The sequence below is a fragment of the Paenimyroides tangerinum genome (genome assembly GCF_003865405.1).
GTDB lineage: Bacteria > Bacteroidota > Bacteroidia > Flavobacteriales > Flavobacteriaceae > Flavobacterium > Flavobacterium tangerinum.
This window is the reverse complement of record NZ_RQVQ01000001.1, coordinates 153797-172633: the sequence shown is the minus strand read 5'-3', so window position 1 is coordinate 172633 and position 18837 is coordinate 153797. Positions and strand designations below refer to the sequence as shown.

The window sequence follows — 18837 nt, the reverse complement described above, 5'->3', positions numbered from 1 at the left end:
TTATTATACTTTTTTACGCATTCTTGCAACCGGAATATCGAGTTGTTCTCTATATTTTGCAACCGTTCTTCTTGCGATTGGATAACCTCTTTCTTTTAATAATTCGGCTAATTTATCATCTGGATGTGGTTTTTGCTTGTCTTCATCTTCAATGATATTTTGTAAAATTTTCTTGATTTCGATTGTCGAAACTTCTTCACCTTGGTCGTTAATCATTGCTTCAGAAAAGAATTCTTTAATCAATTTTGTTCCGTAAGGTGTGTCAACATATTTACTATTTGCAACACGAGAAATTGTTGAAATATCTAAGCCAACCATATCTGCAATGTCTTTCAAAATCATTGGTCTTAATTTGGTTTCATCACCATCTAAGAAAAATTCTTCTTGATAATGCATAATTGCACTCATCGTTACAAAAAGTGTTTCTTGGCGTTGTTTTATTGCGTCAATAAACCATTTAGCTCCATCTAATTTTTGTTTTATAAACTGAACAGCTTCTTTCTGAGAAGTTGATTTTTCATTTGAAGATTTATACGTTTCCAGCATTTCCTGATAATCTTTAGAAACGTGTAATTCTGGTGTATTTCTTCCGTTTAATGAAAGTTCTAGTTCTCCATCAACAATTCGTATAGCAAAATCAGGAATAATGTGTTCAATTGCTTTTGTACTTCCAGCGAAAGCTCCACCGGGTTTTGGATTTAATTTTTCGATTACATCAATTGCTTTGCGTAATTGGTCTTGGGTAATGTTGTATTTCTGAATTAATTTTTCGTAATGTTTTTTAGTAAATGCATCAAATTGATTCTCGATAATATCAGTTGCTAAATCATTCGTTTCAGACGGAAGTTTGTGTTTTAATTGAAGTAATAAACATTCTTGTAAATCTCTTGCTCCAACTCCAATAGGTTCTAATTCGTGAATGATATGAGTTAAAATATGATGTACTTTTTCTTCATCGGTATAAATACCTTGAGTAAAAGCCATATCATCAACAATATCCTGAATATCTCTTCGGATATATCCCATATCGTCAATGCTTCCTACTAAAAATTCTGCAATTACACGGTCTTCATCATTAAGAATAAAGGTGTTTAATTGATTTAATAAATCTTGGTGAAAACTAACTTGTGCAACGATTGGCGAAAATTTATCATCGTCATCATCGCTATAATTGTTTGCTTGTAATTTATAATCTGGAGTTTCGTCGTCACTTAAATATTCGTCGATATTGATGTCATCAGCCTCAATTCTTTCGCTATCGTTATCATAATCGTCGTAATCATCTTGATCCCCGAATTCATCAATTTCTTCACTTTCTTCCTTTCCTGCTTCTAAAGCCGGATTTTCAACAAGTTCTTCTTTTAAGCGTTGTTCAAATGCAAGCGTAGGCAATTGAATCAGTTTCATTAACTGAATTTGCTGAGGAGAAAGCTTTTGCGAAAGTTTAAATTGTAAATTTTGTTTTAACATATTTGGTGATCTAAAGAAATTTAATTTTTGGGTATAAAAAAAGTTTAACTTAAAAACTCTTTACTTCAAAAATAAGAAAAAAGTAGTTAAGTTAAACTATTTAATATGGGAATAACGCTTGATTTTAGAATTCCGCGTTTTGTGGTGTTCTAGGGAAAGGAATTACATCACGAATGTTTGTCATTCCGGTTACGAATAAAACCAAACGCTCAAATCCTAAGCCAAATCCAGAGTGAACTGCTGATCCGAATTTACGTGTATCTAAGTACCACCATAATTCTTCTTCAGAAATGTCTAATGCTTTCATTTTTTCAACTAATACATCATAACGTTCTTCTCTTTGAGATCCCCCAACAATTTCTCCAATTCCAGGGAATAAGATATCCATTGCACGAACCGTTTTTCCATCTTCGTTCAAACGCATATAGAATGCTTTGATTTTAGCTGGATAATCAAACAAAATTACCGGACATTTGAAGTGTTTTTCAACCAAGAAACGTTCGTGTTCTGATTGTAAATCAGCTCCCCATTCGTCAATTAAATATTGGAACTTTTTGTTTTTGTTAGGTTTAGAAGCTTTTAAAATATCGATAGCTTCTGTATATGAAACGCGCTTGAAATTGTTTTCTAAAACGAAGTTTAATTTTTCAATTAAGCTCATTTCGCTTCTTTCAGCTTGTGGTTTGTTTTTCTCTTCGTCTTTTAAACGTTGGTCTAAGAAATTTAAATCGTCTTCACATTTTTCTAATGTGTATTTGATTACCGATTTAATGAAATCCTCAGCTAAATCCATATTAGCATCTAAATCATTAAACGCAACTTCAGGTTCAATCATCCAAAATTCAGCTAAGTGACGAGAAGTATTTGAATTTTCTGCACGGAAAGTTGGTCCAAAAGTATAAACTTGACCTAAAGCCATTGCGTAAGTCTCAGCTTCTAATTGTCCAGAAACCGTTAAGTTTGTTTGTTTTCCGAAGAAATCTTCTTTGTAATTGATTGTTCCGTCTTCATTTTTTGGAGCAGAACCATCTAAAGGAAATGATGTTACTTGAAACATTTCTCCAGCACCTTCAGCATCAGAACCTGTGATTATTGGTGTGTTTACGTAGTAAAATCCGTTTTCTTGGAAATATTTATGAACAGCAAAAGATAAAACGCTACGAACACGCATAATTGCTCCGAAAGCATTTGTACGAACTCTTAAATGTGCATTTTCTCTTAAAAATTCTAAAGAGTGTTTTTTTGGTTGAATTGGATATTTTTCTGGATCAGATTCTCCTAAAACTTCTAAGTTATTTACTTGAATTTCGAATTTTTGTCCAGCTCCTTGACTTTCAACTAAAGTTCCTTTAACTGCAATTGCAGATCCAGTTGTAACTTTTTTTAATAAATCTGCAGGAAATTTATCTAAATCAACCACACATTGAATATTATTAATGGTAGATCCATCGTTTAAAGCAATAAATTGATTGTTTCTGAAAGATCGTACCCAACCTTTCGCAGTTACTTCTTGAAGCAGATTAGATCCGTTTAAAAGATCATTTACTTTAATATGTTTCATTGTGAATTGTTTCTTGTTTTTATAATTTACATTAGAAATAAAACGGTTTTTCTAACGACTTGCAAAGATACTAATTTTTTGTTTTAGTTTTTAAGATATTCTATGCTTTGAAATTTCTAATTTTAAAGTGATTATATTTGCGCTCAAAAACAACAATTAATATGAATTGGATTATTTTAATTATTGCAGGATTATGTGAAGTTGGATTCACTTCTTGCCTTGGAAAAGCACAACAATCTTCGGGGAACGAAATGTATGGTTGGTATGGAGGTTTCTTAGTTTGCTTGGTAGCTTCAATGTTATTATTAATGAAAGCAACTCAAACTTTACCGTTAGGAACAGCTTATGCCGTTTGGACTGGAATAGGCGCGGTAGGAACTGTTTTAATCGGTATTTTTGTTTTTAAAGAGCCAGTTACTTTTTGGAGAGTGTTTTTTATTTTTACTTTAATCGGATCTATTGTTGGATTAAAATTTGTTTCAAGTCATTAAATATTTTAAGAAATAAATATAAAAAAAATCGTTCAACAGAACGATTTTTTTTATGTAAATGAAATTATACCTTCATTATTTCAGCTTCCTTAACTACAAAAACTTCATCAATTTTTTTGATGTAGCTATCAGTAAGTTTCTGAATACTATCTTCAGCTACTTTACAAATATCTTCAGCTGTTCCGTTTTTTTCTTCTTTCTTGATTTCTGTATTTGCATCTTTACGTGCATTACGAATTGAAATTTTTGCGTCTTCAGCTTCAGCTTTAGCTTGTTTTACTAAATCACGACGACGTTCTTCTGTTAATGCTGGAATGTTAATGATGATATTATCTCCATTATTCATTGGGTTTAATCCTAAATTAGCAATCATAATTGCTTTTTCAATTGGATGAAGCATATTTTTTTCCCAAGGTGTAACAGTTAATGTTCTTGCATCAGGAACATTAATATTAGCTACTTGAGAAAGTGCTGTTTGAGAACCGTAGTAATCAACAAAAACACTTCCTAACATTTGAGGAGATGCTTTACCAGCACGAATATTTAAGAACGATTTCTCTAAGTGAGCTACCGAACCTTGCATTGATTCTTTTGCTTCGTCTATGATAAAATTAATTTCTTCTGTCATGACTTGTGATTGTTTATTTCTTAATTAATATACTGTAGTTCCAATGTTTTCACCTTGGCATACTTTTAATAAATTATTTTCTTTGTTCATGTCAAAAACAACAATTGGTAATTGATTTTCTTGACTTAAAGTAAATGCTGTTGTGTCCATAACATTCAATCCTTTTGCTAAAACATCAGTAAAAGTAATCGATTCGTATTTTACTGCATTTGGATCTTTTTCTGGATCTGCAGTGTAAACACCATCAACACGAGTTCCTTTTAAAATAACATCAGCATTGATTTCAACACCTCTTAAAACAGCTGCTGTATCTGTTGTGAAATACGGATTTCCAGTTCCAGCACCAAAAATTACAATTCTGTTTTTTTCTAAATGACGAACGGCTCTTCTTTTGATATAAGGCTCAGCAATTTCTTCAATTTTTAAAGCAGTTTGTAAACGAGTTAACATTCCAGCATCTTCTAAAGCACCTTGTAAAGCCATTCCGTTGATTACAGTTGCAAGCATTCCCATGTAATCACCTTGAACGCGATCCATTCCTTTACTTGCTCCAGCAACACCTCTAAAAATATTTCCACCGCCAATTACGATAGCGATTTCAACCCCTAAAGCGTGAATTTTTTTAATTTCTTGAGCGTATTCAGACAAACGTTGTGGGTCAATACCATATTGATTTTCACCCATTAAAGCTTCACCGCTTAATTTTAGAAGTATTCTTTTATATTTCATGAGAAGGTTTTTTGTTTTGTGCAAATATAAACATTATAAACTTTTTTTAAAATAGCTTTCTAAATTTTATCTCTAACGTTCTCAAAAGTTCTTTTTGCTTCGTAATATCCGATTTCAAAAATCTCTTCCATTCTCGATTTTTTTGTTTCAAATGTACTATAATCAGCAAGTTTTTTGGGTTCCATATACCAATCGCAAAGTTCTCTAAAGGCTCCAGAAGATTGCATTAACATAATTTCATATGCTCTTAATGTTACCGATTTTATTGAAGTTAATTTTTCAGTTTCAACTTCTACAACCGGACATAAATTAATTCCGATAATGAAGTCACATCGACCTTGAACTGTTGTTACAGGAAAATTATTTAAGATTCCGCCATCGCTATAAAGTTTTCCGTTTACAGAAACTGGTGAAATGATTCCAGGAAAAGCACTTGAAGCTAAAACGGCATCTAATAAACGCGTTTGTGAATCAAAAATTTTTAATCTTCCGCGTTCTAAATCGGTTCCTGTTATGTATAATTCATTTTTTAAATCTCCAATTTTACGTTCTTTAAAAATGGCTTCTAAATAGGTTCTGAATGAACTTGAATCTAAAACGCCAGCTTTTCTGAAAGTAAAATGATTCCAACTAAAAAAATCAACCGATTTAAAGAAAGTCAAAATAGCATCGGGTTTCATTCCAACTGAATATAGACTGCCAACAATCGAACCGGCGCTTGTTCCAGCAATAATTTTTGGTTTTATTTCTTGCTCTTCTAAAAATTTTAGAGCTCCTGCGTGTGCAATTCCTTTATGACCGCCACCCGAAAGTACCAACCCGATTTCTAAATTTTTTAGTTTCATTTTAGTTTGAATAGTTTTAAATTTATCTTTGAGAGCTATAAATATATCACAATGAAAACTATTATCACAGAAAGCTTAAAGAAATTTTTTACTTACACAGAATATCGTGAACTGGTTACGCAATCTTTAAATCAAGATACATTTATTGTTGAAGGGATTGATGCGTTGCCTTATATAAAGATGAACGACCAACGTATGAAACGTTTGGATAAAACATTAATCGTTCCAGAAGAAATTGAAACTTTTTTAAAAGAATTGAAACAACCTATTTTGTGGATTGTTATATCTGAAGGTTGGTGTGGTGATGCAGCTCAGGCTTTACCGGTTATTAATAAAATGGCAGAATTGTCTGATGCGATTGAACTTAAAATTGTTCTTCGTGATGAAAATGAAGCTTTGATGAATCAATTTTTGACCAATGGTGGAAAAGCTATTCCGAAGTTGTTATTTGTAAATCCTGAAACGTTTGATGTTTTGGCAGATTGGGGACCAAGACCTAAAGAAGCAGTTCAATTAATGATTGATTTGAAAGCTAAATTTGGTTCGATTACGGATGAAGTTAAAGAAGAATTACAGAAATGGTACAACACAGATAAAGGTATTTCTACTCAAAATGAAATTGTTCATATATTAAAAAACTCGGTTAAATAAACCGAGTTTTTTAATATTTTGAAGTTTTAATAAATACCTAAAGTTTTCAAAAAGATGTTTAAACTCCAAACGATTATTAATAATCCGACAGCTAAGAACATTTTTTTTACAGGTAATTTACCTGCAAGTTTAGCAGCTAAAGGAGCAGCTAGCATTCCTCCAATTACCAATCCTAAAATGAGTTGCCAATGCCCAATTCCGATTAAAGTAAAAAAGGTAAATGCACTTGAAAGAGTTACAAAAAATTCGGTTAAACTAACAGTTCCGATTACATATTTTGGTGTTTTTCCTTTTGAGATTAATGTACTTGTCACGACAGGTCCCCATCCACCACCGCCAAACGAATCTAAGAAACCGCCAATTCCAGCTAACCAACCTACACGTTTGATTTTTTTACGCTCGGTACGTTTTTTAAAGGCATTCGAAAAAATCTTAACACCTAATAAAAGTGTATAAATTGCTAAAATAGGTTTTATAATTCCTGAATATTCTTCTCCAAAAGTTGATAACAGAACAGCTCCTAAAACAGCTCCGGCAATACCAGGAAGTACAATGTTTTTGAATAATTTTTTATTGATGTTTCCAAATTTATAATGACTGAATCCAGACGCACCACTTGAAAACATTTCAGCTGTATGAATACTACTACTAATTGATGGTAGTGGAACTCCAAAATACAACAATGCTGCTGTACTTGTTACACCATAGCCCATACCTAATGCGCCATCAATCATTTGGGCAACGAATCCTACGATTATTAGAGCAACAAAACGGTCGTCTGTATTTTCGTTTAAAAATTCAAAAACGTGATTTACATCTTGCCAAGTGAAATAAAATGATGAAATATTTATTATCAATAAACCTAAAAATAGAACAAAACCTGTATAAGCTATGAATTTCCATTTTTTTTCATCCGAGAATTTTTGATTACTTTCTCTAGCTTTGATTTGAAACGATTGCTCTATCAGAATATTTTTTTCTTGTGCAATCTCAAACCAATTTTCTTGATTATTATATTTATCAGCAACTATGATTAAACTTATTTTGTCAAGAAAATCTTCAGTAATATTTTCTATAATTTCAATGGTCTTATTTGCATCCATTAAGCAGCGAATGTCGTCACTAATTATCGATGCATAAATATAAATTTTACCTACAATTTCACTGTGTATTAATTTGTTTAATTCTTCAGCAGCAAGTGTAGAATGACCAATCAGTAGAACTTCAATTTTTTGCGGTTTTACTATGTTTCCCATATTCTAATCTAATATTCCAGCGCCTACAGTTACATTTGATGTTTCGTCAATAAATATAATTCCTCCTTGAGCTTGTAATTCCGAAAATATATCATACGCTATTGGTGTTGCTGTTTTTAATTTGATTTTAGCAATTTGATTTAATTGTACTTCTGAAGTTTCAAATTGCTTTTCGAATGTATTTATATCAACTAAATATTCAATTGATTTTACAACTGCTTTTACACGATTTGTTTGATTTTGAATTAAATATTTACTTCCAATTTGTAATGCTTTTTGATGCATCCAACAAACTTGAACTTCTAATTCGTTTGTGAATTTTGGCTGTTTGTCTAAATTCACAATCAAATCTCCACGACTGATATCAATGTCTTTGTTTAATTGAATAACAGCACTTTGAGGAGCAAACGCCTCATCAACTTCTTTTAAATTTACTTCTATTGACGAAATTGTAGCTTCAATTTCAGAAGGATAAATTTTTATTTTATCGCCTTTTTTGAAAATTCCACTTGTGATTTTTCCAGCATAACCTCGATAATCATGTAATTCAGTGGTTTGTGGTCTGATGATATATTGAATTGGCAAACGACTTGCTTCAAGATTTTCATTTTCTTGAATGTTGACAGTTTCTAAAAAATCTAATAATGTCGGACCTTTGTACCAAGACATATTTTCTGAAGCATCAACGATGTTATCCCCGTTTAATGCGCTAATTGGAATAAAGGTAACTTCGTTTAAATTTAACTTTTTATTAAGTTCTTTAAATTCATTTTCAATTGATTTATAGATTGATTCGTCGAAGTTCACCAAATCAAGTTTGTTAACAGCAACTACAATTTTAGGGATTTTTAAAAGCGATGCGATAAATGTATGACGCTTGGTTTGTTCTGTAATTCCTGTTCTTGCATCAACCAATAAAATAATCAATTGCGAATTTGATGCTCCTGTAATCATATTTCGCGTATATTGAATATGACCTGGTGCATCGGCAATGATGAATTTTCTTTTAGGTGTTGAAAAGTATTTATAAGCAACATCAATAGTAATTCCTTGTTCGCGTTCAGCTCTTAAGCCATCAGTAATTAGAGCTAAATCTAAAACTCCGTTATCTTTAAATTTACTCGCTTTTTCAATTGCTTCGATTTGGTCGATTAATATACTTTTGCTGTCGTACAATAATCTTCCAATCAATGTGCTTTTTCCATCATCTACATTTCCGGCTGTAATAAATCTTAATATGTCCATTTGTAAGTTTCGTAATAATTAAAAATAACCTAGCTTTTTTCTATCTTCCATTGCAGCTTCAGAAATTCGATCGTCAATTCTTGTTTCACCACGTTCGCTTGTTTTGGAAGCTGAAATTTCATTGATAATATCATCAATCGAATGCGCTTCTGAAGCAACTGCTGCTGTACAAGTCATATCTCCAACGGTACGATATCGCACATTCTCGAAAGTGATTTTATCATCCGCTTCAATTTTCACGAATTCGTTTGTGGCAAGTAATTGATTTTGAATATGAATTACCTCACGATTATGGGTGAAATAGATAGATGGTAGTTCGATTTTTTCTCGTTTGATGTAATTCCAAATGTCTAATTCGGTCCAATTGCTTATAGGGAAAGCACGAACATTTTCACCCTTATTAATTTTTCCGTTGTATAGATTCCAAAGTTCTGGGCGTTGTAATTTTGGGTCCCATTGTCCAAAATCATCACGTACTGAAAATATGCGTTCTTTTGCTCTTGCTTTTTCTTCATCGCGTCTTGCACCACCAATACAACAATCAAGTTCAAATTCTTCAATAGTTTCTAAAAGCGTATAAGTTTGTAAGGCATTTCTGCTTGCGAATTTTCCGTTTTGTTCTTTTAAACCTTGTCTTTTTATGGTGTCTTCGACTTTTCTTACGATAAGTTTTTCTCCAATTTGTTCTGCTAAAGCATCTCTGTATTTGATAACTTCAGGGAAATTATGCCCAGTGTCGATATGAATTAATGGAAAAGGAAACTTTCCTGGTTTGAAAGCTTTTAAAGCTAAGTGAACTAAAGTTATGCTGTCTTTTCCTCCGCTAAAAAGTAATGCAGGACGTTCAAATTGACCAGCAACTTCACGAAATATATGAATCGATTCTGATTCGAGTTGGTCTAAGTAATCTAATTTATATTTTGTATCCATTTTATTTATGTATATGTAATCCACATTCTTTTTTTGATGCATCTTCCCACCACCAACGACCGGCTCTAAAATCTTCACCTTCTTTGATTGCTCTTGTACACGGAGCACAACCAATACTTACAAAACCTTTGTTATGTAGTTTGTTAAACGGAATTTGATTTTTAGTGATTTCATCAATAACCTCTGAAGTTTTCCAATGTAGAAGCGGATTGAATTTGATTATTTGATTGGTTTCGTCCCATTCAAAAATGGTCATGTCTTTTCGATTTGGTGAATGTTCGGCACGTAAACCTGTAATCCAAATTTCTTTATTTTGGATTGCTTCTTTTAATGGAAAAACCTTGCGAATATCACAACATTGTTTTCTGTTTTCTATCGATTGATAAAATGAATTTGGGCCTTTTTGAGTTATAAAATCACTCAAAAGAGTTGAGGTAGGTGTATATGTTTTGATTTGTATTTTATACTTCAAAACTGTTTCGTTCCAAGTTTCATACGTTTCTTCAAATAAACGCCCTGTGTCTAAAGTGAAAATTTCAATGTTTTCTTTTCTAAGTAGAAAAGTAATTAATTGATCTTCATAACTAAAACTTGTTGAAAAAACGATGTTCTCAAAATGTTTTGTGATGTAATTTACTTGTTCTTCAAAGCTTAATTTTTCGATGTTATCTTTTAAAATCGTATCGAATTTATTTTTTAAAACGCTGTTCATTAGAATGTTTTATTTATGCAAATATATAAATTCTATAAATTACACCAAAGTAGTAGAGTTTTAAAAATAAAAAAAATAGCAATTAGCTATTTATAAAAGATTGTAAAGTAGCTTCCATCATACTGGCGCGTGTTTTATCACGAATTTCTATTAATTGTTTACGTAAATAGCAAGAAGTTTCATCTTTGCAATCGTCACATTTCTCATAATAATTTATAGAAACACAAGGAGTAAGTGAAATAGGACCGTCAAAAATTCGGTATAAATCAGCTAAAGAAACTTCATTCGGATCTTTTAATAAATAATATCCGCCACCAATTCCTTGCTTACTATTTACTAACTTCCAACGTTTTAACTCTAATAAAATTTGCTCTAAAAATTTTTTAGGAATATTTTCTTTATCTGCAATTGCCGCCGTTGTTAAACTACCTTGTTGGTAATTTCTAGCTAGGCAAACCATTGCTTTTAAAGCATATTTACATTTTTTTGAAAGCATATTTAGAAGTTTCTTTTAGATTGACAAATGTACTGTTTTTATTATATTGCAAATTGGTTTTGAAATTTAACTCAATTTAATTTTGAAATAATTCGAAAGTGATTTTTTCATCCAAGCTCATTCCGCCTGGATTACAACCAAGTTTGCCTTCTGGAATTTTAATGTTTTGATTCTTGAAATGCTCAATCCAAATTGGAAAAAAATTATCCGAATTCGGTTCTTTATACGTCATTGGATATAATTTAAAGAATGGTTTGTTGTTGTTTGCAGATAAAAAAGCATCGTAAATTAGTTCAGAGCAATAGTATTTTCCGTTATCATATATGAAGTCATTATCATACGGAACGCCTAATTGTTTTTCTGAAAATGATATCGCATCTGGAATTAAATTCTGAAATTCTTCTTTTAAACGACCTAAATAAATTGGTTCTTTTGTATATGAAATAAATGTTTTCAAAGGAGTTTTTACAACCGATTTTCCAATGGCTTCGTAAACAAAATATTCGCTATTTTCGTTAATAATCATTCCCATATGGTTGAAATCTTTACCTTCAAAACCTTCGGTAACCGCATTAATTGCTTCACACATTGGACCGCAATTGATGTTGATGAAAAGTAAATCACCATTTTCTAATTTTTGATTTTGAGCCGTAATGGTTTGATTAAAAATTAGAAAGAAAGCAATAAATATAAAGTTTTTGTACATATATTTTAGGTTCATTTCTTTTGTTTTGAAATGTGAAGATATAAAAAAAGAAGCTTATTCAGCTTCTTTAAAATTTGGATTGTATATTTTTTCGAACGCTAAAGGTTCTATGGCATTTTCTACAGAGAATTCACCGATTTTTGTTCTTCTTAAAGCTGTTAAATGCGCTCCAGAGTTCAGAGCTTTTCCAAAATCGAAAGCTAATGAACGAATGTAAGTTCCTTTGCTGCAAACTACTCTAAAATCAATTTCAGGTAATTGAATTCGAGTGATTTCAAATTCTGATATTTCAACTTTTCTCGATGCAATTTCAACTTCTTCACCAGCTCTTGCGTGTTCGTACAAACGTTTTCCATCTTTCTTTAAAGCTGAAAAAATAGGAGGGAACTGGTCGATTTCACCAATGAATTGTTTCGTTGTTTCGTGAATTAACTCGTTTGTAATATGTTCGGTTGGAAACGTTTGGTTGATCTCTGTTTCTAAATCATAAGAAGGCGTAGTTCCGCCAACGGTAATTGTTCCTGTATATTCTTTGATTTGACCTTGAAGTTCAGAGATTCGTTTGGTGAATTTTCCTGTACAAATAATCAATAATCCAGAAGCTAAAGGGTCTAAAGTTCCTGCGTGACCAATTTTAAATTTTTTTGGTAATCCCAAGTTTTTAATCAAAGCGTATTTTACTTTGTTAACCGCTTGAAACGAACTCCAAGTTAGGGGTTTATCGATTAATAATATTTGACCAGCTTGAAATTCTTCAGGAGATAATTTTGTCATTTTTATTTATAAAAGTTGAAGTAAACTAATAATAAGATTCCGATTACAATGCGGTACCAACCCCAAAATTTGAATCCGTATTTAGTTAATACATTGATGAATGTTTTTACTGCAATTAAAGCAACCACGAAAGCTACAACGTTTCCGATAATAAAAGTTATAATGGTTTCATTTGAAGCTAAAATCATTTCGTAACCTTTTTGTTCTAATTCGGTTCCTTTTCCCCAAGTTTTCACAAAAACGGAATAAACAGTTACTGCTAACATCGTTGGAACAGCTAAGAAAAACGAGAATTCAGCTGCTGCTTTTCTGCTTAAACCTTGAGTCATACCTCCAATAATTGAAGCTGCAGAGCGTGAAGTTCCTGGCATCATAGCTAAACATTGCCAAAATCCAATAATAATTGCTTTTTTGAAAGTGATTTCTTTTTCGTCATTGATTTTTGGATTTTTAAACCATTTATCAACGAATAAAAGTACAACTCCACCTAAAACTAAAACAGTTGAAATTGCAATTTGATTACCTAAAACAGCTTCGATTTTATCGTCTAATAAATAACCTAAACCTAAAGCTGGAATTACTGCAAAACCTAATTTTAAATAGAAATTGAAGTTTGAAAAATCAAAGAATTTTCTCCAATATAAAACTACGATTGATAAAATAGCACCGAATTGTATTGAAACTTGAAACATTTTTAAAAATTCTGTTTCTTCCATTCCCATCAACGCTGCGGTGAATCCCATATGTGCGGTTGATGATATTGGTAAATATTCGGTTAAGCCTTCAATAATGGCAATAATGATAGCTTGGAAAATGTCCATTGAAAAGTTGTTTTTTTTAGGTTAAATTATTTTGGTTTGTGTTATTTTTTTGATTTTTTGAAAATTGAATAAATGCATACTCCAAATCCAATGAAGATTACAGTTGGAGCTAATCGAATTCTTCTGAAGCTGAAAACTTCTTCATTGAAAACATTTGGGTCATCACTTCCTCCACCAGACATCAAGATGAATCCTAAAGCAATGACTGCTAGACCAATAATTAAGGTGATGTAATTTTCTTTGTGGAATAAAAATTTATCGTTATTTTCTGTCTTTTCCATATATTTTAGTATAAATCGTCTGATTTTAAGTTTAAGAAACGTTGCGTTGCAAAGAATGTACTAATATAAGTAATTATAATTCCTACAATAAAAATTCCTCCGCAAACTATGAATAATGATTGTGTGTCTTCAAGAATTAGTAAAGTTGGAAATTTAGAATCTGCGTAATAAGCGATTGCTAAAACACCAATAATTGCTAAAATAGAACCAATCATTCCAAGTTTTACACTTGTCCAAATAAAAGGTTTTCTGATGAATGATTTTGTTGCTCCAACCATTTGCATCGTTTTGATGATAAAACGCTTAGAGTAAACAGAAAGTCTTAAAGAACTGTTGATTAACAAGAACGAAATAAATGCAAAAACGGCACTAATAACTAAAACCCAAAATGTAATTTTTGTAATATTTTCGTTTACTAATTCAACAAGTTGTTGGTCATAAACAACATCTTCGATTAGTTCATTTTCTTTAAAAGTTAATTCAATTTCTTTAATACTATCCTTTATAACATATTCTCCATTAAAATGAATGTCATAAGAATTTTGAAGTGGATTGAATCCTAAAAAGTGAACGAAATCTTCCCCAATAACTTCTTGTTGTTCAACTGCTGCCGAATCTTTATGTACAAATTTAAAATCTTTGATGTAAGGTGCAGTTTTTAAAGTTTCTTCAAATTTAGCTAAGTCGTCAGGTGTAGCTTTGTCTTTGAAATAAAGCGACATCGGAATGTTTTCTCTGAAATTATTTGATATTTTTTCTGAATTTATCAAGAATAATCCCAGTGAACCAAGTAAAAATAATACTAAAAAGATACTTAAGATAACTGAAAAATAAGACGATATTAATCTTCTTTTTTGATATCTCTCGAACGAACTTGCCATAACTAATTTTTTAAAGGGTAAAAATACTAAAGAAAATTATTTTTCACCTATTATAATGTGTAAAGATTTACATTTCTTATAAATATAGTTTATTTTTGTATGAAATTTAAAAATCAAATTCACTCTTTTTGTTTTTTAATATATTGAAATAAAGTTAATTAAGGTAAATTGTACGCTTAAAAATGAAATACAATCCAAACGAAATCGAGGCCAAATGGCAAAAATATTGGAACGATAACCAAACGTTTAAAGCAAAAAACGATTCAGATAAACCAAAATATTATGTTCTTGATATGTTTCCTTATCCGTCAGGAGCTGGGTTACACGTTGGACATCCGCTAGGTTATATCGCTTCGGATATTTATTCACGTTTTAAACGTCATCAAGGTTTTAATGTTTTACATCCGCAAGGTTACGATTCATTTGGTTTGCCAGCAGAACAATATGCGATTCAAACGGGGCAACATCCTGCAATTACTACCGAAACAAATATTAATCGTTACCGAGAACAATTAGATAAAATTGGTTTTTCTTTCGATTGGAGCAGAGAAGTGCGTACTTCAACTCCTGAATATTACAAACACACACAATGGATTTTTATTCAGTTGTTCAATTCTTGGTACAATAAGGTTACAGATAAAGCAGAAAGTATTTGTACATTAATCGATATTTTTTCGAAAGAAGGGAATACAAATGTACAAGCGGTTTGTGATGATAATATTATTGCATTCACTGCTGAACAATGGAATGCTTTTTCAAAAGACGAACAAGAAAAAATCTTATTACAATATAGATTGACGTATTTGGCAGAAACAGAAGTAAACTGGTGTCCAGCTTTAGGAACTGTTTTGGCTAATGACGAAATTATAAATGGAGTGTCTGAACGTGGTGGTCATCCGGTTATTCGTAAAAAAATGACACAATGGTCAATGCGTATTTCTGCTTATGCAGAACGTTTACTTCAAGGGTTAGAAGTGATTGATTGGTCAGAATCAATTAAAGAATCTCAACGTAACTGGATTGGAAAATCTGTTGGTGCTTCAGTTAAGTTTAAAGTCAAAAGTCAAAAGTCAAAAGACGTTACAGACTTTGAACCTTCGACTTCAGACTATATAGAAGTTTTCACTACTCGTCCTGATACGATTTTTGGAGTAACGTTTATGACTTTAGCGCCAGAGCACGATTTGGTTTCTAAAATCACAACTCCAGAACAAAAAGAAGCAGTTGAAGCTTATGTTTTAGCAACTGCAAAAAGAAGTGAACGTGAGCGTATGGCTGATGTTAAAACGATTTCTGGAGTTTTCACAGGTGCTTATGCAGAACATCCGTTTACAAAAGAGCCGATTCCAGTTTGGATTGGTGATTACGTTTTAGTTGGTTACGGAACTGGTGCTGTAATGGCGGTTCCTTGTGGCGATGAGCGTGATTATGCTTTCGCGAATTTCTTTAAAGGAACGGAAGGAATGCCTGAAATTAAAAATATTTTTAATCAAGATATTTCTGATGCTGCTTTCGGAGAAAAATCTGGTTTTGAATTGGTGAATTCTGATTTCTTAAACGGATTAGATTATAAAGAAGGAACTAAGAAAGCTATCGAACAATTAGAAGCGATTGGTGCAGGAAAAGCAAAAGTAAATTACCGTTTACGCGATGCTGTTTTCTCTCGTCAACGTTATTGGGGAGAACCATTTCCGGTTTATTATGTGAATGGATTACCAAAAATGATTGATGCTAAGCATTTGCCAATTGTTTTACCTGAAGTAGAAAAATATCTTCCAACAGAAGACGGGCAACCACCATTAGGAAATGCTTCGGTTTGGGCTTGGGATACAGTTAATAATAAGGTTGTAGAAAATACTTTGATTGATAACGAAACTATTTTTTCATTAGAATTAAATACAATGCCAGGTTGGGCAGGTTCTTCTTGGTATTGGTTACGTTATATGGATGCCGATAATAAAGTTGATTTTGCTTCTCAGGATGCGATTTCATATTGGGATAGCGTTGACTTATATATAGGAGGAAGCGAACACGCAACAGGTCATTTATTGTATTCTCGTTTCTGGAATAAGTTTTTGAAAGACCGTGGTTTTGTAATAGCAGATGAGCCTTTTAAAAAATTAATCAACCAAGGAATGATTTTGGGAATGAGTGCTTATGCTTATCAATTAATGATTAGTGTCTTGGTTCAAGAACCTAGTGAAGTAATGATTGAGGTTCCAAACGTTAAAGTTTTTGTTACTAAAGAAATTTATGATTCTGTTTTACGTGGTGAAGAAAATGTTGATTTTGAAAAATTAAAGCAAGACATTATTTCGATGTATAAAGAGAAAGGTATTTTATCTGCTGTTTGGCAAGATGTTACTCCAAAGTTTATTAATAGAAAGATTTCTTTAGAGTTAATAAATGAAACTACTAATGTTTTGAATATTGATAAGCTTAGAAATAGTGACTTATATCGTGATATTTCTTCTGCTATTTTTGTTGGAAATAAAAATGGAGAATATCAAGTAGGTCGTGAAGTTGAGAAAATGTCAAAATCATTTTATAATGTTGTTAACCCTGATGATATTGTAGAAGAATACGGAGCAGATACATTGCGTTTGTACGAAATGTTCTTAGGTCCGTTAGAGCAAGCTAAACCTTGGAATACAGCTGGAATTACTGGAGTTTCTGGTTTCTTGAAAAAGTTATGGAAATTATATGCTGATGATAATGGTGTAGTTATTGTTGATGAAGAACCGACAAAAGAAATGTACAAATCGTTACATAAAACCATTAAAAAGGTAACTGAAGATATCGAGAATTTCTCTTTCAATACTTCGGTTTCTCAGTTTATGATTTGTGTAAACGAATTAACGCAGCAAAAATGTCATCATAAAGCAATTTTGGAACCTTTAGCAATCTTGGTTTCGCCTTACGCGCCTCATATTGCAGAAGAGCTATGGAATATGTTAGGAAATGAAGGTTCGATTTCAGAAGTTGCTTTCCCAATTTTTGATGCTTCTTATTTAGTAGAAAGCTCAAAAGAATATCCGGTTTCTTTTAACGGTAAAATGCGTTTCAAAATCGAATTACCTTTAGATTTAACCGCAGAGCAAATTCAAGAAATCATTATGAATGACGAAAGAACAATTGCTCAGTTAGATGGTAAAGAGCCTAAAAAAATTGTTATTGTTCCAGGTAAGATTATTAACATCGCTGGATTTTAGATACAAAACGTCTTCTTGTTTAGAAGGCGTTTTTTTTATACATTTATAAACCAACTTATTATAAATGTATGAAAGAAAATATCGAGAATTTAGATGTTATGATTCAGTATCTGGATACGGTTCCAGGTGTCGTTTATTTTTTTATTATCTTCATGTCAATTTTGATGGTAATTGTCGTTTTAGAAATGAATCGTATCGATCGTTTTTTTAGAAAAAAATCTGTTAATATTTACAATGAACATTTAGATCATATTGATACTTATCCAGGCTTTAGTGGTTGGTATAGTAAATGGAAATCTCGTTTAGCTTTTGTGTTTTTTGTTTGTACTTTCGGATCTGTATATTTAGCTTTTAGGACAAGCAGTTTTGAAGCAGGTATGTCTTTTGCGAAATTTGTACTTTCTTTTACAGTTATGATTTCAATGTTTCTTTTGTTAACGGTTGTTTTTTATTTGCAACAAAATTACGCGCCACGATTCCAATCAAGATTTGGGGCTTTTGTGTATTTACTTTTTTTAATTGTCATTTTAATAGGTTTTGTATATTTTACATATTTCTCGGATTTTGGACATCAAATAATTTATTATAAATAGTAAACAACAAAAAAAAACGCCTCTCAAAATGAAAGGCGATTTGTTATTTTGTTAATCGAACAATGAAGGCTTCAGGATAATTTTTTCTCAATTTACTTAAATTTCTTTCAGCGTCAATTTTGTTTCTGTAGTTTCCAACAATTAATTTATATTTTGGTTCAGCGTAAATAATGGTTGCTACGAAGTCTGGAAAAATATTTTTAAACTCGTGAAATTTATTTTCAGTGTCAATTTTATTTCCGTTAAAAAGTTGAATCGAAAAATTTTTATAAATTGAAAAAGAATTGTTAACAGAAATTTTTTCTTTGACTAATTTTTCGAAGTTATTGTCTTGAATTAGTTCAAATTGACTGTTTTGACCGTTGGACTTATTAACACCTATAAATGTTAAAATTATAATAAAATAAAAATAGTGTTTTCTTAAATTCTTCATAATGAATGTGATTTGATGCAAAATTACAAATTCTTTAAAAATAATGAACAATTTCATTTATTTAGAATAATTATAAATTACAATTTATAGTAATTGAGGTTTTTGTTAGTGCGTGTTATGTT

At 31.4% G+C, this 18837-nt stretch carries 20 protein-coding genes; 4 read left to right on the top strand and 16 right to left on the bottom strand.

Annotated features, from left to right (window positions below):
• Positions 1–3: 3 nt before the first annotated feature.
• Positions 4–1470 carry an RNA polymerase factor sigma-54 gene (gene rpoN, locus EG240_RS00750; protein ID WP_125016400.1) on the bottom strand — a complete coding sequence of 489 codons (1467 nt, stop codon included), beginning with the start codon at positions 1468–1470 and terminating at the stop codon, positions 4–6.
• Positions 1471–1594: 124 nt separating this feature from the next.
• A complete protein-coding gene (gene asnS, locus EG240_RS00745; protein ID WP_125016398.1) occupies positions 1595–3031 on the bottom strand; it encodes an asparagine--tRNA ligase in 1437 nt (478 codons plus the stop codon).
• A 161-nt stretch (positions 3032–3192) separates the two neighbouring features.
• Here asnS and EG240_RS00740 point away from each other — a divergent pair, with 161 nt between their 5' ends.
• Positions 3193–3522 (top strand): DMT family transporter, encoded by a 330-nt coding sequence (locus EG240_RS00740; protein WP_125016396.1) that lies wholly within the window; start codon positions 3193–3195, stop codon positions 3520–3522.
• Between the two features lie 64 nt (positions 3523–3586).
• Here the strand turns inward: EG240_RS00740 and frr are convergent, their stop codons facing one another.
• From frr to EG240_RS00725, 3 genes are read right to left on the bottom strand one after another with little or no spacing between them, the layout of a single operon-like run.
• Positions 3587–4150, bottom strand: coding sequence for a ribosome recycling factor (gene frr, locus EG240_RS00735; RefSeq protein ID WP_125016394.1), 564 nt, complete (start codon positions 4148–4150; stop codon positions 3587–3589).
• A gap of 24 nt (positions 4151–4174) precedes the next feature.
• A complete protein-coding gene (gene pyrH, locus EG240_RS00730; protein ID WP_125016392.1) occupies positions 4175–4879 on the bottom strand; it encodes a UMP kinase in 705 nt (234 codons plus the stop codon).
• Positions 4880–4938: 59 nt separating this feature from the next.
• Entirely contained in the window at positions 4939–5724 is a 786-nt protein-coding gene (locus EG240_RS00725; RefSeq protein ID WP_125016390.1) for a patatin-like phospholipase family protein, read from the bottom strand.
• Between the two features lie 51 nt (positions 5725–5775).
• Here EG240_RS00725 and EG240_RS00720 point away from each other — a divergent pair, with 51 nt between their 5' ends.
• Positions 5776–6375, top strand: a complete 600-nt coding sequence (locus EG240_RS00720; protein ID WP_125016388.1) for a thioredoxin family protein — start codon at positions 5776–5778, stop codon at positions 6373–6375.
• 26 nt (positions 6376–6401) lie between these two features.
• On the opposite strand, the gene EG240_RS00715 is transcribed toward EG240_RS00720, so the two are convergent.
• From EG240_RS00715 to EG240_RS00670, 10 genes are all read right to left on the bottom strand, one after another.
• Positions 6402–7631, bottom strand: a complete 1230-nt coding sequence (locus EG240_RS00715; RefSeq protein ID WP_235830310.1) for a sulfite exporter TauE/SafE family protein — start codon at positions 7629–7631, stop codon at positions 6402–6404.
• Positions 7632–7634: 3 nt separating this feature from the next.
• Entirely contained in the window at positions 7635–8876 is a 1242-nt protein-coding gene (locus EG240_RS00710) for a sulfate adenylyltransferase subunit 1 (protein ID WP_125016387.1), read from the bottom strand.
• Between the two features lie 18 nt (positions 8877–8894).
• Entirely contained in the window at positions 8895–9806 is a 912-nt protein-coding gene (cysD, locus tag EG240_RS00705) for a sulfate adenylyltransferase subunit CysD (protein ID WP_125016385.1), read from the bottom strand.
• Position 9807: 1 nt separating this feature from the next.
• Positions 9808–10518 carry a phosphoadenylyl-sulfate reductase gene (locus tag EG240_RS00700; protein ID WP_125016383.1) on the bottom strand — a complete coding sequence of 237 codons (711 nt, stop codon included), beginning with the start codon at positions 10516–10518 and terminating at the stop codon, positions 9808–9810.
• Positions 10519–10600: 82 nt separating this feature from the next.
• Positions 10601–11014: an RrF2 family transcriptional regulator gene (locus EG240_RS00695; protein WP_125016381.1), complete on the bottom strand. Its 414-nt coding sequence runs from the start codon at positions 11012–11014 to the stop codon at positions 10601–10603.
• A gap of 76 nt (positions 11015–11090) precedes the next feature.
• Positions 11091–11735, bottom strand: a complete 645-nt coding sequence (locus tag EG240_RS00690) for a YiiX/YebB-like N1pC/P60 family cysteine hydrolase (RefSeq protein ID WP_235830309.1) — start codon at positions 11733–11735, stop codon at positions 11091–11093.
• Positions 11736–11774: 39 nt separating this feature from the next.
• Positions 11775–12494, bottom strand: coding sequence for a tRNA pseudouridine(55) synthase TruB (gene truB, locus EG240_RS00685; RefSeq protein ID WP_125016379.1), 720 nt, complete (start codon positions 12492–12494; stop codon positions 11775–11777).
• Between the two features lie 2 nt (positions 12495–12496).
• Positions 12497–13315, bottom strand: coding sequence for an undecaprenyl-diphosphate phosphatase (locus EG240_RS00680; RefSeq protein ID WP_125016377.1), 819 nt, complete (start codon positions 13313–13315; stop codon positions 12497–12499).
• Positions 13316–13356: 41 nt separating this feature from the next.
• Positions 13357–13596 carry a DUF3098 domain-containing protein gene (locus tag EG240_RS00675; protein WP_125016375.1) on the bottom strand — a complete coding sequence of 80 codons (240 nt, stop codon included), beginning with the start codon at positions 13594–13596 and terminating at the stop codon, positions 13357–13359.
• A 5-nt stretch (positions 13597–13601) separates the two neighbouring features.
• A complete protein-coding gene (locus tag EG240_RS00670; RefSeq protein ID WP_125016373.1) occupies positions 13602–14477 on the bottom strand; it encodes a cell division protein FtsX in 876 nt (291 codons plus the stop codon).
• A gap of 182 nt (positions 14478–14659) precedes the next feature.
• Between EG240_RS00670 and EG240_RS00665 the strand changes: the two genes are divergently transcribed.
• The gene (locus tag EG240_RS00665; protein ID WP_125016371.1) at positions 14660–17689 is read left to right on the top strand and encodes a leucine--tRNA ligase; all 3030 of its coding nucleotides are present in this window, start codon (positions 14660–14662) and stop codon (positions 17687–17689) included.
• Positions 17690–17757: 68 nt separating this feature from the next.
• Positions 17758–18282, top strand: a complete 525-nt coding sequence (locus tag EG240_RS00660) for a hypothetical protein (RefSeq protein ID WP_125016369.1) — start codon at positions 17758–17760, stop codon at positions 18280–18282.
• Positions 18283–18325: 43 nt separating this feature from the next.
• Here EG240_RS00660 and EG240_RS00655 read toward each other — a convergent pair whose 3' ends face one another.
• The gene (locus EG240_RS00655; RefSeq protein WP_158611970.1) at positions 18326–18715 is read right to left on the bottom strand and encodes an SPOR domain-containing protein; all 390 of its coding nucleotides are present in this window, start codon (positions 18713–18715) and stop codon (positions 18326–18328) included.
• Between the last annotated feature and the right edge of the window lie 122 nt (positions 18716–18837).

Bases quoted from the DNA above. Each gene is read 5' to 3' on its own strand.
- rpoN (WP_125016400.1), bottom strand. From the start codon at position 1,470: ATGTTAAAACAAAATTTACAATTTAAACTTTCGCAAAAGCTTTCTCCT.
- asnS (WP_125016398.1), bottom strand. From the start codon at position 3,031: ATGAAACATATTAAAGTAAATGATCTTTTAAACGGATCTAATCTGCTT.
- EG240_RS00740 (WP_125016396.1), top strand. From the start codon at position 3,193: ATGAATTGGATTATTTTAATTATTGCAGGATTATGTGAAGTTGGATTC.
- frr (WP_125016394.1), bottom strand. From the start codon at position 4,150: ATGACAGAAGAAATTAATTTTATCATAGACGAAGCAAAAGAATCAATG.
- pyrH (WP_125016392.1), bottom strand. From the start codon at position 4,879: ATGAAATATAAAAGAATACTTCTAAAATTAAGCGGTGAAGCTTTAATG.
- EG240_RS00725 (WP_125016390.1), bottom strand. From the start codon at position 5,724: ATGAAACTAAAAAATTTAGAAATCGGGTTGGTACTTTCGGGTGGCGGT.
- EG240_RS00720 (WP_125016388.1), top strand. From the start codon at position 5,776: ATGAAAACTATTATCACAGAAAGCTTAAAGAAATTTTTTACTTACACA.
- EG240_RS00715 (WP_235830310.1), bottom strand. From the start codon at position 7,631: ATGGGAAACATAGTAAAACCGCAAAAAATTGAAGTTCTACTGATTGGT.
- EG240_RS00710 (WP_125016387.1), bottom strand. From the start codon at position 8,876: ATGGACATATTAAGATTTATTACAGCCGGAAATGTAGATGATGGAAAA.
- cysD (WP_125016385.1), bottom strand. From the start codon at position 9,806: ATGGATACAAAATATAAATTAGATTACTTAGACCAACTCGAATCAGAA.
- EG240_RS00700 (WP_125016383.1), bottom strand. From the start codon at position 10,518: ATGAACAGCGTTTTAAAAAATAAATTCGATACGATTTTAAAAGATAAC.
- EG240_RS00695 (WP_125016381.1), bottom strand. From the start codon at position 11,014: ATGCTTTCAAAAAAATGTAAATATGCTTTAAAAGCAATGGTTTGCCTA.
- EG240_RS00690 (WP_235830309.1), bottom strand. From the start codon at position 11,735: ATGAACCTAAAATATATGTACAAAAACTTTATATTTATTGCTTTCTTT.
- truB (WP_125016379.1), bottom strand. From the start codon at position 12,494: ATGACAAAATTATCTCCTGAAGAATTTCAAGCTGGTCAAATATTATTA.
- EG240_RS00680 (WP_125016377.1), bottom strand. From the start codon at position 13,315: ATGGACATTTTCCAAGCTATCATTATTGCCATTATTGAAGGCTTAACC.
- EG240_RS00675 (WP_125016375.1), bottom strand. From the start codon at position 13,596: ATGGAAAAGACAGAAAATAACGATAAATTTTTATTCCACAAAGAAAAT.
- EG240_RS00670 (WP_125016373.1), bottom strand. From the start codon at position 14,477: ATGGCAAGTTCGTTCGAGAGATATCAAAAAAGAAGATTAATATCGTCT.
- EG240_RS00665 (WP_125016371.1), top strand. From the start codon at position 14,660: ATGAAATACAATCCAAACGAAATCGAGGCCAAATGGCAAAAATATTGG.
- EG240_RS00660 (WP_125016369.1), top strand. From the start codon at position 17,758: ATGAAAGAAAATATCGAGAATTTAGATGTTATGATTCAGTATCTGGAT.
- EG240_RS00655 (WP_158611970.1), bottom strand. From the start codon at position 18,715: ATGAAGAATTTAAGAAAACACTATTTTTATTTTATTATAATTTTAACA.